The following is a 16,217-nucleotide window of genomic DNA, read 5'->3' on the forward strand; positions in this document are numbered from 1 at the left end:
GGGGTTTATTATGACGCCATCAGAATCAGCTGAGTTACTTATTGTACAGGAGTTGTCGCAGCGTATTGTGGAAGCGCAGCGTAAAATCAGGATTCTTGATAGTATTAAATGGGATGAATCAATAAGAAAGGATTTTTTTAAACATAAAGGCAAAAAGCTTCCAGCTGTCGATAAAGAGTATTATGACAAAAAGCCTTTACCTTTTGATGTCCATGATAAACAAGAAGAATTCCGGATTATTTTACGAGATACCCAGAACCAACTTGGACAATATTCTACTTTAACTCGTTTAATACGTCGGCAGTGCGAGGAATACAGTCGGGCTACGCAGATGCTTGCCAAACGAGGTACTCCCGCGTTTTCAGAATTGGCCACAGAATTGTATGGCAGTCCAAACGATGTATTCTATGCGGGCGGGCCCCGTATGTCTGAGATGGGTACTTTACTCTTTGATGTCTTAACAGGGCTTAGTGTTCAGTTACAGTCTGAAGCCGACGTAAAGCGTTATACACCCCAACAAGCTCAAGAAATTCTACAAACACGATTAGGCCAATTTTTCGACAAACATCCTGGTAAGGTCACCGTAATGGTCAGTGACGATATGATTGCCGATGCTTCTGCAGGTGCAGACAGTATTAAATTGAGTCAGCAAGCCATGTTTAGTGATCGAGATATTCGTTATCTTGAAGTACATGAAGGCTGGGTGCATGTAGGGACCACCCTCAATGGTTCCATGCAGCCTAATTGTTTTTTTCTTTCTAAAGGGTCTCCTTCCAGCAGTGTTATTCAGGAAGGTTTGGCGGTGATTACGGAGATTGTTACTTTTTCTTCATATCCTAGTCGCATGTTAAAGATTACTAATCGGGTGATTGCTTTGGACATGGTGACTCAAGGAGCAGATTTTCTCGATATTTATAATTATTTCATGGAATGTGGGTTAAGCGAAGAAGACAGTTACAATCAATCTGTACGTGTCTTTAGAGGAAGTACGCCTACAGGTGGCCCGTTTACTAAAGATTTATCTTATGCCAAGGGATTTGTATTGATTTACAATTACATCCGTTTTGCGATCAGCCGCAAGCATGTTGATTCCATTCCTTTATTGTTTACGGGAAAATTAGTTCTCGATGATTTGCCTTTACTTACTGAACTTAAAGAGCGGGGAATTTTATCCAATCCTGTGTACCTTCCACCTCCATTCCAGGATCTAGCTGCGTTAAGTGCATGGATGAGTTTTTCCTTGTATTTGAATCAATTTGATCTCAATGAAATCCAAAAGAATTTTCGCTTTTTGATTGTTTAGAACATCGGCGTAGCTTAGGCAAAGCGCAGAGAAAGCCGGAAGGGACCATTGGCTCATTCCGGGGTTCTCTCAATCTAACCAGCGTGGTGGCCGTAAATTGAGGGCATTTCAGTATAGAGAGCCTGGGTTACGGACTTTGCTTTCACCCAGGGCTAAGACATTTATGATTAAGCTTTACACGCAACAGCCTGGGCAAGCTCAACTGGTTCTTCTTGTTTCCGTTGTTGAGGAAAGAAGCGAGACAAACTGTAATTTACGTTAGGTTTCTCTTGCTCTTGTATGGTTTTTAAAAGCCCAGGATATTCATCCAAAAGCAATTGAGCTTGTTCTTTAATGTAGGAATCATTCGATTTATTAATCATATTGAAATAATAAGTCGCGGTTTGTAGATCCTTAGCATCATTTGAGTTCCCTAAAATTTGTACCATAACAAGCATGGCGTTAGTACATTTCAAATTAGCCGCCTGCCGCATGGTTTGTTTGTATTCAGAGGACGTGGGTGGATATATATGGGCTAAGTGATATAAAGCCATAGGATTATCCCGAGCTAACGCGATCATTTTTGGTAAATGTTGGATCACTGCTTGTTGTAAAACATGATCGTTAGGTGATCTATGTAGTTGATTTACCAATGCCGCAAATTCATTACTTGAAGTGGCCATATCCTACCCCCTAACGTGACTACATACCCTTGTAGGATAAAAGATCAAGGTTAAGGTAAGATTAAGGGGGGGATGCTTTACGATTTTTTTACGCTTTCAAATGCTGCCCATCCTAAATGGAACAACATATGGGCCAATATCGCGGCAATAAGTCCCCATTGCCAAAATAAATAGCCAAAAAGTAATGATTGATAAAGGCTTAGTATAATTAGCGAGTAAATAAAACGTCTGGTAGACGTACAACCGGAAGCGATGTACACAGGGAGCTGGCTTACTACCAATACCAAACCGCTAATAAAAATTGAAATCCAGATGATTAAGCTAGGGTATTTGTTTGTAAAGAGTAACGCAAAAAAGGTTGCAAGGTTCATTAAACCCCAGCGGCCAATAATTTCTTCTACTACACCACCATAAAGAACACAGCCATCTACCCCCAGGGCGGTGCGTAAACGAGTCATGGTTTCCATATTGTTCTTATCGACGATGCGTGCGATGAGGCCATAATAGAGAATTAAAAAAATTATTACTCCCACCACGGCATACAAAACAGTAGGTAATAAAATAGGAAGTAATACACTTACTCCTGCTGTACCTTGCAGCAGAGCCTCAAGCCTTGCGTCATGTAAACCGGTCGTGGGAGATAACACGGCGCCTGCAAAGCTGAGAATAAAGATCATAAATAAGGTTTGCAAAATGGCGAAGCGACTCATTCTGTTCTTTAGTTCTTCGGAATTATTCGGCAATAAAAAATAAATTAAACGTTTGATAGCAATGACGACGCCAGGGATGGATAAGCAGAATAGAACGATGATCAAAGGCCAATTGATTGTCATTTTTTATCCTTAAATAGAACTGCATAGAAAAAGCCATCCATACCTTGTTCTCCGGGTAAAATTTGTTGACCATGCCCTGTTGCCCGTCCCCATGGCCTAGGTTCTCTTATTATCGTACAGTCAGAATGGGTTGCAACAAAATTTGCGATTTGTTGCTCATTTTCAACAGCCATTACTGAACAGGTAGCATAAACAAGTAAACCACCTTTTGCGAGCAAGGGCCATAAGCAATTCAGCATGTTGTGCTGAATTTTGGTTATGGCAGCAATTTCTTCATTATTACGTAATAACTTAATATCGGAGTGGCGTCGAATAACTCCTGTTGCAGAGCAGGGGGCATCCAATAAAATACGATCAAATAGTTGGCCATCCCACCACTTGGCGGGAGTTAAGGCATCCCCTTCGACTAAATCGGCATGCAAGTTGAGCCGATCTAAGTTTTCTTGAACTCGCTTCAATCGTTTAGCATCAACATCTAAGCCAATGCACGCGGACAGATGGGGTTCCTTTTCTAGAATATGACACGTTTTTCCTCCGGGAGCGCAGCAGGCATCGAGGAGGCGTAATCCAGATTCTAAAGACAGTAAAGAGGCTGCTAATTGTGCTGCAGCGTCTTGAACAGAAACTCGTCCCTCTGCAAATCCTGGAAGTTTGTGCACATCACACGGTTTGCTTAAAGTAATTCCTTCAGCTGCTGTAGGGTGAGGTTCAGCTGCAATGCCTTCTTGATTTAAAATTTGAAGGTATTCAGTAACTGAATTTTTTTGCCCATTTACCCGTAAGGTCATGGGTGGATGCATATCATTTGCTTTGGCAATTTCTTGCCAGTTATCCGGCCAATCTGCTTGCAAACGTTCCAACAACCATTGGGGTTGGCCATGAATAAATCGAGTATCTTTTTTTAAGCGTTCCAGAATTTCTTTTTGCTGGCGGCAGAAATTGCGTAAAACAGCATTGACTAAACCCTTTGCCCAGCTTTTTTTGATTTTTTCAAGTAAGGAAACTGTTTCTTTGACTACAGCATAATCAGGTGCTTGCATGTAGTGCAATTGATAAAGCCCTATGAGTAATGCAACCCAAATTTCCAGTTCTTTCGGTTTTTTTTGCAGTAAGCATTCCGCGATAGCTTGTAAACGAAAATAATGACGACAAAAACCGAAGCAAATCTCTTTGGTCATCGGGGTGACTTCGGCTGTTGCAGGCATAAGTTGCGATAAAGAGGATTTCTCAGTTAATAACTGTGTTAAAATTTTTAAAGCGTGCAGACGTTCGTTCTTGTTCATCAAAACACAAACCCTGCATGTACTTGTGCTTTTTTGGAGTTTAGCCAATCGGCAATTGAGATTACTTTAGCACCTGGAAGTTGGATTCGTTCTACCAGCAGACTTTGGTTTCCAGTTGCAATCAACATGCCTTTTTTGTCGATGCGAATGACGGTACCGGGTGTTTGTGAGAATGATTGGTTTACGACAGTTGCTTGATGAATGCGCAACGCTTCCTCCCCAAGGGTTGTATAGGCGATGGGCCAAGGATTAAACGCACGAATTTTTCGGTCGATTTCTACAGCTGAGTCCTGCCAATTGATGCATGCATCTTCTTTGTTAATTTTGCTGGCATAAGTAGCCAAATCATTATTTTGAATTTCAGGTTTTTCAGTGTGGGTTGCTAATTCATCGAGGGTTTGTAATAAAGGTCTAGCCGAAATCTGTGCCAGTTTGTCATGTAAGGTTTGTGCAGTCTCGGATGCTGTGATCGGGCAGGCAACCTTGTGAAGCATAGCACCGGTATCCATGCCTGCATCCATTTGCATAATCGTAACCCCGGATTCGGTATCCCCATGAAGGAGTACAGATTGAATAGGGGAGGCACCACGCCAACGAGGCAACAAGGAGGCATGCACATTAATACAACCTAAGCGTGGAATTTCCAACACTGCTTTAGGTAAAATCAATCCATAAGCAATCACCACTAAGACATCAGGTTTTAAAGCTGAAAGCTCTGCAATTGCTTCGGGATTTTTAAAATTCACAGGTTGAAATACTGGAATATTATGATTTAAAGCCCACTCTTTTACCGCGGAAGCTTGTAGTTTTCTACCCCGACCAGCAGGACGGTCTGGTTGAGTATAAATGGCTTTAATATGATGTTTTGAATGCAGCAATGCCTCAAGACAAGGCAAACCAAATTCTGGAGTTCCAGCAAAAACTATATTCAATGTACTCATGGTAACTACCTGTCGATCAAGGATCGTCTTTAAGGGACGCATCTTTATGAAAAATCTTGTGGAACCTACAAGACCTTATCTACGTGCATGTTGGCGCTTGAATTTATCTAGTTTTTTTCGTGCCATAGCTTTTTTTAACGGAGATAGTAGATCAATAAACAGTTTGCCATTCATATGATCAATTTCATGCTGCAAACATTCGGCAAGTAAGCCTTCTGCTTCAATCTCAAAAGGTTTTCCGTTTCGATCTAAAGCTTTGACGGTAACTTTTTCGGCACGAATAACTGTATCATAAGCCCCAGGAACAGAAAGGCAGCCTTCTTCAAATTTTTTTTCACCTTCTGACGCAATAATTTCAGGATTAATGATAACCAATTGGTTCTGCTTGTCTCCCATAATATCAATAACGGATAGACGCAAGCTCACACCAATTTGAGGTGCTGCAAGTCCGACGCCCCGTGCGTCATACATTGTTTCAAACATATCGTCGATTAAAGTTTGCAATTTATCATCAAAATGCACAACTGGTTTTGCCACATCTCTTAATCGAGAGTCAGGTAAATATAGAATCGTATGAATAGCCATTGTTTATCTGGTTCTCTGTACAAAAATCATGTTAATATTATCCTTCATATATTGTAAGGCTGCAAGATATTCCAACAAAGGATTGACTCTAATGAGATTTATTCTCTTTATATTCTTTTTTTTCCTATCTAACTTAAACTATGCATTAAGTTTAAAAGCAGATGCTCCAGGACGTTATGTTGTGCAACCCGGGGATACTTTATGGACAATAGCCAATCGCTATCTCAATAATCCATGGGAATGGAAGCAGCTTTTGCAGGCCAACCCTCAGCTAAAGAACCCTAATCGTTTATACCCAGGAGCTGTGCTTGTTTTACGTTATTCCAAAAACCAACCTTACCTTAAAGTATTATCCAATGGGACAATAAAGTTATCTCCTAATGTCCGTCCTTTGCCTTTAGATGAACCCATTCCTGCAATCCATTTAAGCGATATAAAGCCATTTCTAAATGAATCGCTGATATTAGATCAGGATGTAGTCAGTAGGGCCCCTTATATTGTTGCGTTGATAGGGGAACACATGTTAGGTGGTCAAGGAGATGAGGTCTATGTTCGAGGATTACATCCAGCACGAGAAATTCCCCCTGGCGGGATTCCTGCCTATTCTATTTTTAGAGGGGGGAAAGATTATGTGGATCCAAAAACTAAGGAACTCTTAGGATATCGAGCCGATTTGATTGGTTATGCCGAGTTGATAGCGGGGGGTGAGCCAGCAACTATTTTATTAACCAGCATTAATGAGGGAGTTAGAATACATGATAGTGTTCTAATTAATAATAGTCCTGAATTTAACTTGTACTTTGAACCTAAAGCACCTCTCTTTATTGTACGAGGCTATATTATTGACATGCCTAATGGGATGCCTAGTGGGAATGTTGAAGAGGCAGCAGGGGGTGTGGTGGTTATTAGTTTGGGTGCTCGTGATGGATTGGAAGCTGGGGATGTTCTCGGTATTTATAGGGAGTCAGGCACTGTTAATGACCCCAAAAATCCTTTGATCCCTATTCGATTACCGCCTGAACGTATTGGTGAGCTTATGGTGTTTCGGGTGTTTAGTAAAACAAGTTTTGCCTTGGTTGTTCGGTCAACACGCGCTGTTAATTTATTAAATTATGTGGCTAATCCATGAATAATTTACCCTATTATCTTGCATTAAACCGAATGGAACGAGTGGGTCCCCGCACCGTTATCAAACTACAAAATCGTTGGCCTGAGTTGCAGCAAATGTTTCAACTCTCCGTCACTGAACTCGAACAAGCGGGCTTACCGGGGGCTTTGGCGCAGGCTATAGCTCAATTCGATATGAATGTGATTGAAGAAGATTTGCGTTGGTTGCATGCAGCAGACGATCATCATCTTCTTACCTGGGAGTCTCCTGAATATCCTTCTTTACTAAAGGAAATTACGGATCCTCCCATTGTTTTATATGCTAAAGGCCAGCTTGCCTGTTTAAAGCAGCTAAAACTTGCAATAGTAGGAAGTCGTAATCCGACAGTAACTGGAAGTGAAAACGCACGACACTTTGCAAAGGCAATCGCTTCGCATGGAGTGGCTATTGTGAGTGGTTTGGCTCTAGGTATTGATGCGCAGGCTCATCAAGGGTGTTTAGAGGCCGAAGGGCAAACAATAGCCGTATTAGGGACAGGAATTGATCGAATTTATCCCCATCGGCATCAGGCATTATCACAAAAAATTACTCAAAATGGCCTATTAATAAGCGAATTTCCTTTGAAAAGTCCTCCTATCGCTGGACATTTCCCCCGAAGAAATCGTATAATAAGTGGTTTATCATTGTGCATTTTGGTTGTTGAGTCGGCAATCAAGAGTGGATCACTAATCACGGCACGAATGGCCTTAGAACAAAATCGAGATGTTTTAGCGATCCCGGGCTCCATTCACAATCCTCTGGCTCGAGGGTGTCATTACCTGTTGCAGCAAGGAGCCAAATTAGTTACTTCAGTTGTGGATGTTCTTGAGGAGTTAGGAATTGTTTCGGAACCGCAAACAGCTGATAAAGCTATTTTACCTCTTGCCAGCGGGAATAAAAACCTAGTAAAGTTCATTGGCTTTGAAATGACTACAGTGGATCAGATCATTTTACGTAGCGGATGCACCGTTGAGCAAGTCACAAGTGAACTTGCAGAATTAGAATTAAATGGGGCTGTTGTATCTGTGCCCGGTGGCTATATGAGGTGTTAGTATATGAAAGATAACTTATTTGAGATGTTATTGAGTTTATTTGAACAAAGTCTTACTCAACTACAAGAAAGCCATAAAACCGCTGATTCGGATGCAACGGAACTAAATGAAGATGAAGACGTAGCTTCTGAAGAAGTTTTACATTTGAAATTACAACAACACACATCAACTCGTATTTTCACTTACGATGAGCAAATGAAACTGACTAAGGCCAGTTATCAATTTCTCATGCGTATGAAATTATGGAAAGTTCTTAATACCGAATCATTTGAAATGATTATGAATCAATTATTATTTTCTGAGTCTCGCATCGTTACTCTTCAAGAAACTAAATGGACAATAAGAAATGCTTTGGCGACTTCTTTGAATGAAGAACAATTGGCTTTTCTTGATTTAGTTCTCTATCAAACAGAAGATGAATTGACATTACATTAAAAGATCGTCTATTACCTATATTACTATAAGTTGGTGATATTTCATTTTCAGCCTCTCTATCCCATGTTGTTCTCAAACGTGGGTATTGGGATGCTTAGGGATGAAGTGAAAAGGATAAGGTTAACGTTATATGAGTAAACATTTGGTGATTGTTGAATCACCCGCAAAAGCGAAGACAATTCAAAAATATTTAGGCGGTGATTATGAGGTTGTAGCCTCTTATGGACATGTGCGCGATTTGCCAGCACGTAAGGGGTCCGTTAATCCCGAAAAACAATTTGCAATGACTTATGTTCCTATTGAAAAGAACTCACGTCATATCGAAACCATTGCCAAAATGCTCAAAAAGTCAGATTCCTTATTCCTCGCAACGGACCCTGATCGCGAAGGTGAAGCTATTTCTTGGCATATTTTTGAATTAATGAAAGAAAAAAATCTTACCAAAGATAAACCTATTCATCGAATTTTTTTCAATGAAATTACTAAATCAGCAATCCAGGACGCCATAAATAACCCACGTTCAATTTCGATGGATTTAGTGAATGCGCAACAAGCGCGACGCGCGTTGGATTATTTGGTGGGATTTAATTTATCTCCCTTGTTATGGAAGAAAGTTAGAAGAGGGCTTTCTGCGGGCCGTGTACAAAGTCCAGCACTGCGACTTATTGTCGAGCGAGAAGAGGAAATTGAACGTTTTGTTGCTCAAGAATATTGGAAGATTTTAGCGGAGTGCCTTCATACAAAAGTATCTTTTGAGGCGCGTTTGACGCATTACAAAAATGAAAAATTACAGCAATTTACGGTATCCAAAGAAGAACAGGCTCAACTCATCAAAGAGGACTTGATTCGTCAAGCCCAAGGTTCTTTACTTGTAACTCAAATTGAGAAAAAGCAACGCAAACGTAAACCTTCCCCTCCGTTTATCACCTCAACCCTCCAACAAGAAGCCGCACGAAAATTGGGTTTTACTGCCCGAAAGTCGATGATGGTTGCGCAACAATTGTATGAAGGTATAGATATTGGAACGGGGACTGTGGGTCTTATCTCCTACATGCGTACCGACTCAGTGAATTTATCGTCAGAAGCAATAGAGGAGACACGACAATTTATTTCGGAACGTTATGGTGCCGATAATTGTCCTGCAACCCCCAGAGTTTATAAAACGAAATCTAAAAATGCTCAAGAAGCGCATGAGGCAATTCGGCCCACATCTATTAAACGAACACCAGAAATGGTGCAATCGGCTTTAACTACCGATCAATACAAACTCTACAGTTTAATTTGGAAGCGTACCGTAGCCTGCCAAATGGCTGATGCAATTTTGGATACGGTTGCTGTTGATTTAAGTTGTGGTGAAGGCAATATGTTCCGTGCGAATGGTTCGACAATTACGTTTCCTGGTTTTCTCTCTGTGTATGAAGAAGGCCGTGATGATACCAAAGACGATGAAAATGAAGGGTCATTATTACCTGCTTTGACCGTTGGTGAAAAAGTAAAAGTACAAGATATATTAGCCAACCAACATTTCACTGAGCCGCCGCCAAGATATTCTGAAGCAACTTTGGTTAAGGCACTGGAAGAATATGATATTGGACGACCGTCCACTTATGCATCGATCATTCACACATTGCAACAGCGTGAATACGTTATTGTTGATAAGAAAAGATTCTTTCCAACGGACGTTGGTCGCATAGTAAATCGCTTTTTGACCGGTTATTTTACCCGGTACGTAGACTATAAATTCACTGCTGAACTTGAAGATACCCTGGATGCCATCGCCCGGGGTGAAAAAGAATGGATTCCGGTTTTAGAGGACTTCTGGCAGCCATTTGTCCAGCAAATTCAAACTACGGATGAACAGGTACAACGTAAAGATGTAACCACTGAAGTTTTAGACGAAGAGTGTCCAAAATGTGGAAAACCCTTATCCATAAGATTAGGTAAACGTGGACGCTTCATTGGCTGTACGGGCTATCCAGAGTGTGATTACACGCAAGATATCGCAGGTCAGGATCATGAAAAAAATGAACCTGAAGTGGTTGAGGGAAGAGTATGCCCGTCCTGTTCCAGTTCCCTGCATATAAAAACAGGACGTTATGGTCGTTTTATTGGTTGCAGTAATTATCCTCAATGCAAGCATATGGAACCTATAGAAAAACCAGCTGACACAGGGGTGGAATGTCCTAAATGCCATGAAGCAAAAATCTTGCAACGCAAATCAAGAAAAGGAAAGATTTTCTATTCTTGTGGAAATTATCCTAAATGTAATTATGCTCTCTGGAATGAACCGATAAATCATAAATGCCCAAACTGTAATTGGCCGATTTTGACGGTAAAAGAAAGCAAAAAGTTTGGTCGACAAATTCTTTGTCCACAAGAGGGATGTGGTTATTCTTCAAAGGAAGAACTTGAGGAATCTAAATAGACCTTTTAATCCTGGGTACGGTGTGTACCGCGCCCAGGGTATAAATGGTTTATCAATAAAAATCAATATTAGTCGTAGTCACATCTAATGGACCTACTGGATAAGAATAAACCGATACGGGTTCAACAACGGGTGCAACAGCAGGAGTTACAACGCGTGTGACAGCAACAGGTCTGTAGGAAACTACCGGTCGATATCTAACTACAGGTTTGTATGTAACTGCTGAGGTATATGAAATTGCCGGTGTGTATACCGGTGTATAAGCGGTGGTGCAACAACATCCTGCCAAAGCAATACTTCCTAAAAGAATAATCCATTTCATTATGTAGCCCCCTTTAATGGATGCCTACAAAAAGTGTAGATTATTTAAACACTAAACTCAAGATTTGAACTATTAAGACCTTTGTAACTGTGGAGCAGTTCCCTTTCTCTATGAAAATAAACTCATTCTTCCTGTTCATTTTGAATCAGTATATACTCATCATTTTCTTCTTAGAAATAACTCAAACAGGATGTAATGATGTTAGACAGGACCATTGTAGTTGATGAGCAATTTTTAAATCGAGTACAACAAGCAGATTTTCCCAAACCCCATAGTACAATGTGTCCGGAAACGGCGGAATTGGATAAGAAAACTGCTATCGAGCTCTTTGATTCGCAAATCAAATCACGCCTTCTTGATTTGATTGCCAGACAGCTCAAGGAAAAAGGTTTATCATTTTATACTATTGGCAGTAGCGGACATGAGGGTAACGCGGTTTGGGGGCAAGTTTTTCGTCCCGATGACATGGCCTTTTTGCACTATCGAAGCGGCGCTTTTTATTTACAGCGTGCTAAAAAAGTACCAGGTACGGACGGAGTTAGAGACATTTTACTTTCTTTAGTTGCCGCCTCTACTGATCCGATTTCAGGAGGACGACACAAAGTTTTTGGTAGTGTCCCTCTAAATATACCGCCACAAACTTCAACCATTGCTTCGCATTTACCCAAAGCTTTGGGTGCTGCATTATCGATTACGCGAGCCAAAGAATTAAATATTCAAAGTAACCTAAATCCAGACTCAATCATTATTTGTTCCTTTGGAGATGCATCTACAAACCATGCTTCCACGCAAACCACTCTAAATGCTTGCTCATGGATTGCCCAACAAAATTATCCTGTTCCCATCGTGTTTATTTGTGAAGACAATGGAATAGGAATTTCAGTACCCACACCACCTCAGTGGATAGAGCGCTCCATCAGTTCTCGACCTGGTTTGCATTATATTGCTTGTGATGGCTTGAATATTGCTGATGCCTATGCGAGCGCACAAGAGGCAGAGTACTTGGCGCGGGTCAAAAAACAGCCTGTTTTCTTACACATGCGTTGTGTCCGTTTATTAGGGCATGCAGGATCAGATATTGAATCACAATATTGTACGCAAGCGGAAATCGAAGCTCGAGAAGCGCAAGATCCTTTATTGCATACGGCGGGTCTTTTGTATCGCGAAGGTTGGATGAGTATTGAAGACTTATTGAGTCTATATCAAAGTAATAAAGATTTAATTGCAGCCAAAGCGGTGGAGGTCATAAGACAGCCTAAACTCTCTAGTGCCGAAGCCGTAATGTCTTCATTGATTCCCAGCGGACCTAAGAAACAACCATTTCCTTTGCCAAGCGAAGAACAGCGCGCAAAAGTTTTTGCCAATGCCTTTTCACAATTAGCTCAAAAACGAAATTTATGCCAGCAGATCAATTTTGCTTTGACTGATTTAATGCTGCAATATCCTAATATGCTGATTTTCGGTGAAGATGTTGGCAAGAAGGGTGGGGTTTATAGAGTGACCGCCGATTTACAGGCTCGTTTTGGACAACGCCGAGTATTTGATACGATATTAGATGAAACCACAATTCTCGGGACTGCAATTGGCATGGCGCACAATGGATTTATTCCCGTCCCAGAAATCCAGTTTTTGGCTTATTTGCATAATGCTGAGGACCAGCTTCGTGGCGAAGCCTCCACGTTATCCTTCTTTTCCAGTGGCCAATATCAAAACCCTATGGTTTTGCGTATAGCCTCATTGGCTTATCAGAAGGGATTTGGGGGGCATTTCCATAATGATAATTCTATTGCTGTGTTACGTGATTTGCCGGGTGTGATTGTCGCCTCTCCTTCAAATGGACCTGACGCAGCAAAAATGTTGCGTACATGCATGCGTCTGGCGCATGAAGAGGGAAGGGTAGTCGTCTTTTTAGAGCCAATTGCTTTGTATATGACCAAAGATTTGCATGAAGCGGGTGATAATGGATGGTTATTTAATTATCCAGCACCTGATGCCCAGATCGAGCCGGGAGAAGTAGGTGTTTTTGGAGAGGGCCCCACAGTCATATTAACCTATGCCAATGGATATTATTTATCACGGCAAGCTGCAAAGGTACTGCAAGAAGAACACAAGATTGCTGTGAAAATAGTCGATTTACGTTGGCTTAGTCCCTTACCGGTCGAAGCAATTTTGAAAGAAATAGCCAAAGCGAAACAAGTATTAATTGTCGATGAAGGCCGACAAAGTGGCTCAGTAAGCGAAGGATTAATGACCATGTTGTTGGAAGAAGCCTCATCCAAATTGAAAATCAAACGAATTACCGGCAAAGATTGCTTCATTCCTTTGGGTAATGCTTGGCAATATTTGTTACCCAGTAAAGAAAGTATTATTGAAGCGGTAATTGCGTTACAGTCAGATAAAAGGGAGAAAGAAAGTGGACGACTTGTTGTTTCTTGATGATCAATTAAACGGTGATGAACGCATGATACGTGATAGTGTCGCGCGGTTTGTTACTAATGATGTAATACCTTTGATGGTAGAGTCTTTTGAACATGCTCAATTTCCACGCGAGCTTATTAGAAAATCTGCAGAAATGGGGTTGTTGGGTTTGACCTTACCGGCGGAATATGGTGGGGCAGAGGCTTCTTACGTGGCTTATGGCCTAGTGTGTCAGGAGTTAGAACGCGGAGATAGTGGCTTACGTAGCTTTGTTTCGGTACAAAGTTCTTTATGTATGTTTCCCATCTTTCGTTTTGGTTCTGAAGAACAACGATTGCGCTTTTTACCTGGAATGGCTACAGGTGAGATCATTGGCTGTTTCGGCTTGACTGAGCCTGATTTCGGTTCCGATCCTTCGGGTATGAGAACTACTGCCAAAAAAGTTAAAGGCGGATGGACTCTGAATGGTGCAAAAATGTGGATCACCAATGCACCCATTGCTGATATTGCTATTGTGTGGGCAAAAACCGAGGAAGGAGTTCGTGGATTTATTGTAGATACTAAATCTGAAGGATTAAGATGTCCTGAAATCAAATTAAAGATGTCATTGCGTGCTTCAATCACTGGCGAATTAGTATTTGATAATGTTTTTGTTCCTGATGAAAACTATCTTCCTGGCAGTGAAAAAGGTTTAGGGGCTCCTCTGAGTTGCTTAAGCCAGGCACGATATGGAATTGCTTGGGGGGCGATGGGCGCGGCAATGGCTTGTTTTGATATCACTCGCGACTACCTGTTAGAGCGTAAACAATTTGACAAACCTTTGGCATCATTTCAGCTTATTCAAAAAGATCTGGCAGATATGTATACTGAAATTCTTAAGGCACAATGTCTTAATTTACAAATAGGCCGAATAAAAGATAATCATCGTGAAAATCCAGTGATGATTTCTCTGGCTAAAGGTAATGCATGTCGGGAAGCATTAAATATTGCACGAAAGTGTAGGAACCTATTAGGTGCTAATGGAATCAGCCTTGAATATCATGTGATTCGTCACATGCTTAACTTAGAATCAGTCTTTACGTACGAGGGTACAGATAACGTTCACACTCTTGTACTAGGAAAACATATTACAGGAATTAATGCTTTTGCTTAAACCAAGCACAAAAACGGTTAAGCACCAAGCTCAATGACTTAAACGTAACCCGTGCATTCTAACGGGTTACATTCTCTTTCACCCACGACAAGTCATTGGCATCGGTAGAGTTTAACAGGAGTTCCTTTCTCAAAAATGGAACTTATCTTCATGCAATGGGATTGTGTGAAGTAAAGCAGGTTTATTGGGCAACTTACAGGAGTATCTATGTATAAAATGATTTTAAAAAGAGCGTTAATATTAAGTTTACCTGTATTAAGCATGAATGTGCAGTCCGGGCCAAGCAAAGAGTTTTTAGCCAATCAATGCTATGAGCTTTCTCGAGTTATAATATCCTTGGCGGATAATCAGGAAAAAAAGAGCTGCATCAATAAGCTTCATAGAGCTTCCGTACAAATGAGCACTGCAGCCCTTTTAATAATGGAAGACTCTTCTGATGTAGCAAAAGAGATATTGAATAATGCAGTAGCAGACCTGCAATATGCAGAATTACTCAGCTGCAAACAATACATTCAAATTGCACACTCTAAATTTGAAGCTCAGAAGATTAAAACATTATTGTAATAATGATACTCTTCAAGTGCTTATAGAAGCCTTGAAGAGTTTGAGGAGCTTTTAGTGTATTCCTATTTAAAAATTCTATTTTTAGTTCTTATTATTTTTGTTGTTGGCGTTGCAATTGGCGTGCAGTTCCATCCATCAATTCATGAATTCATGGAAAAAATCTGGAATAAGCTCACTCGAGAACAAATAATGGAAGAAGTGCATTTTTGTCCTCCAGCTCATATCGTCCAACAACATCAATATAACCCTGAAGCATTTCAAGTCGATAAATTATATTGGCAGATGGAGTATCAAGGCTGGAAAGCACCTGAGAAGATAAGCTTTATGCAAGCACTCATTAATTCTAATAATAATTTAGTGTGCTATTACCACTGGCCAAATCCAAAAGATAAAGGCACTTATTTATGGCTGACCATTCACCTATCCCCCTCTGTTAATCAAATAGTGACCCCTTATGGACCCTACTGGACCATTCAAAAGGAAGAGATGCAATCACTATGCAGTGCAGGAATAACTGCCTGTGGCATTTTGCTTTCAGAAAGTACTAAAAGAATTATTCCTCAAAAAAAAATGCTTTAGCAGTACCCGGGTAGGGTCTAAAACTCGGGTACTGAGCTCAAAGTCCCCGAGTGTCGCTGGACTCCACCCGATTAAAAATACTCGTTATTCGATAACCCCTTGTTATTTCCCCCAGACTTAGTTATCATTTGCCACCAGATCGGGGCGTAGCGCAGCCTGGTAGCGTACTAGCATGGGGTGCTAGTGGTCGAAGGTTCAAATCCTTCCGTCCCGACCAATCCCAGTAAGGTTTTTATAAGTTTTTCTCCCTCCTCGAAAGATTTTAATGGGTACTTTAGTGGGTACTTAGAATAAAATGTTGATTCCCATAACGGCCACAATCATGGCAGTAGAGCTTATATGCTTTAGATCTTAATATACTGCGACGATGACCTATTAATTCATGATGCACCTGACGCACCTAAGAAGATTTCTTGCGAACGTGCTTACTGTGACAGTGGCTACAACGGGCTTAGCGGTTATACGATATATCTAACTAACCACTTCATCTTTCCAGGAACATTGAATCAGATTTA

At 40.9% G+C, this 16,217-nt stretch carries 15 protein-coding genes and 1 tRNA gene; 10 read left to right on the top strand and 6 right to left on the bottom strand.

The window, feature by feature from the left end; genetic code table 11:
- The first annotated feature begins 10 nt into the window (after nt 1–10).
- Complete coding sequence (locus HBNCFIEN_RS03585) at nt 11–1,303, top strand: flavohemoglobin expression-modulating QEGLA motif protein (protein WP_182392718.1); 1,293 nt, start codon at nt 11–13, stop codon at nt 1,301–1,303.
- A gap of 167 nt (nt 1,304–1,470) precedes the next feature.
- On the opposite strand, the gene HBNCFIEN_RS03590 is transcribed toward HBNCFIEN_RS03585, so the two are convergent.
- From HBNCFIEN_RS03590 to def, 5 genes are all read right to left on the bottom strand, one after another.
- Nucleotides 1,471–1,965 carry a hypothetical protein gene (locus tag HBNCFIEN_RS03590; protein ID WP_182392719.1) on the bottom strand — a complete coding sequence of 165 codons (495 nt, stop codon included), beginning with the start codon at nt 1,963–1,965 and terminating at the stop codon, nt 1,471–1,473.
- Between the two features lie 77 nt (nt 1,966–2,042).
- Nucleotides 2,043–2,798 carry a CPBP family intramembrane metalloprotease gene (locus HBNCFIEN_RS03595; protein ID WP_182392720.1) on the bottom strand — a complete coding sequence of 252 codons (756 nt, stop codon included), beginning with the start codon at nt 2,796–2,798 and terminating at the stop codon, nt 2,043–2,045.
- Nucleotides 2,795–4,081, bottom strand: a complete 1,287-nt coding sequence (gene rsmB / locus HBNCFIEN_RS03600; RefSeq protein ID WP_182392721.1) for a 16S rRNA (cytosine(967)-C(5))-methyltransferase RsmB — start codon at nt 4,079–4,081, stop codon at nt 2,795–2,797. The genes HBNCFIEN_RS03595 and rsmB overlap by 4 nt, the downstream gene beginning before the upstream one ends.
- Complete coding sequence (gene fmt, locus HBNCFIEN_RS03605) at nt 4,081–5,022, bottom strand: methionyl-tRNA formyltransferase (protein ID WP_182392722.1); 942 nt, start codon at nt 5,020–5,022, stop codon at nt 4,081–4,083. Before fmt ends, rsmB begins: the two co-directional genes overlap by 1 nt.
- A gap of 75 nt (nt 5,023–5,097) precedes the next feature.
- Entirely contained in the window at nt 5,098–5,607 is a 510-nt protein-coding gene (gene def, locus HBNCFIEN_RS03610; protein WP_182392723.1) for a peptide deformylase, read from the bottom strand.
- A 91-nt stretch (nt 5,608–5,698) separates the two neighbouring features.
- Between def and HBNCFIEN_RS03615 the strand changes: the two genes are divergently transcribed.
- The 4 genes from HBNCFIEN_RS03615 (at nt 5,699) to topA (ending at nt 10,666) form a co-directional block, all read left to right on the top strand.
- Nucleotides 5,699–6,736, top strand: coding sequence for a LysM peptidoglycan-binding domain-containing protein (locus HBNCFIEN_RS03615; protein WP_182392724.1), 1,038 nt, complete (start codon nt 5,699–5,701; stop codon nt 6,734–6,736).
- Nucleotides 6,733–7,806, top strand: a complete 1,074-nt coding sequence (gene dprA / locus HBNCFIEN_RS03620) for a DNA-processing protein DprA (RefSeq protein WP_182392725.1) — start codon at nt 6,733–6,735, stop codon at nt 7,804–7,806. The genes HBNCFIEN_RS03615 and dprA overlap by 4 nt, the downstream gene beginning before the upstream one ends.
- Nucleotides 7,807–7,809: 3 nt before the next feature.
- Nucleotides 7,810–8,241, top strand: a complete 432-nt coding sequence (locus tag HBNCFIEN_RS03625) for a DUF494 family protein (RefSeq protein ID WP_182392726.1) — start codon at nt 7,810–7,812, stop codon at nt 8,239–8,241.
- 130 nt (nt 8,242–8,371) lie between these two features.
- Nucleotides 8,372–10,666, top strand: coding sequence for a type I DNA topoisomerase (gene topA, locus HBNCFIEN_RS03630; RefSeq protein ID WP_182392727.1), 2,295 nt, complete (start codon nt 8,372–8,374; stop codon nt 10,664–10,666).
- 52 nt (nt 10,667–10,718) lie between these two features.
- Here the strand turns inward: topA and HBNCFIEN_RS03635 are convergent, their stop codons facing one another.
- Nucleotides 10,719–10,988 (bottom strand): hypothetical protein, encoded by a 270-nt coding sequence (locus HBNCFIEN_RS03635; protein WP_182392728.1) that lies wholly within the window; start codon nt 10,986–10,988, stop codon nt 10,719–10,721.
- Between the two features lie 198 nt (nt 10,989–11,186).
- Here HBNCFIEN_RS03635 and HBNCFIEN_RS03640 point away from each other — a divergent pair, with 198 nt between their 5' ends.
- The 5 genes from HBNCFIEN_RS03640 to HBNCFIEN_RS03660 all read left to right on the top strand — a co-directional run bounded on the left by HBNCFIEN_RS03640 (nt 11,187) and on the right by HBNCFIEN_RS03660 (nt 15,919).
- Nucleotides 11,187–13,424, top strand: coding sequence for an alpha-ketoacid dehydrogenase subunit alpha/beta (locus HBNCFIEN_RS03640; protein WP_182393595.1), 2,238 nt, complete (start codon nt 11,187–11,189; stop codon nt 13,422–13,424).
- Complete coding sequence (locus tag HBNCFIEN_RS03645; RefSeq protein ID WP_182392729.1) at nt 13,402–14,559, top strand: acyl-CoA dehydrogenase family protein; 1,158 nt, start codon at nt 13,402–13,404, stop codon at nt 14,557–14,559. The genes HBNCFIEN_RS03640 and HBNCFIEN_RS03645 overlap by 23 nt, the downstream gene beginning before the upstream one ends.
- Before the next feature lie 207 nt (nt 14,560–14,766).
- Complete coding sequence (locus tag HBNCFIEN_RS03650; protein WP_182392730.1) at nt 14,767–15,123, top strand: hypothetical protein; 357 nt, start codon at nt 14,767–14,769, stop codon at nt 15,121–15,123.
- A 54-nt stretch (nt 15,124–15,177) separates the two neighbouring features.
- Nucleotides 15,178–15,702, top strand: coding sequence for a hypothetical protein (locus tag HBNCFIEN_RS03655; RefSeq protein WP_182392731.1), 525 nt, complete (start codon nt 15,178–15,180; stop codon nt 15,700–15,702).
- A gap of 140 nt (nt 15,703–15,842) precedes the next feature.
- A tRNA-Pro gene (locus HBNCFIEN_RS03660) sits at nt 15,843–15,919 on the top strand.
- The last annotated feature ends 298 nt before the right edge of the window (nt 15,920–16,217 follow it).

Source organism: Legionella sp. PC997, assembly GCF_014109825.1.
Lineage (GTDB): Bacteria > Pseudomonadota > Gammaproteobacteria > Legionellales > Legionellaceae > Legionella.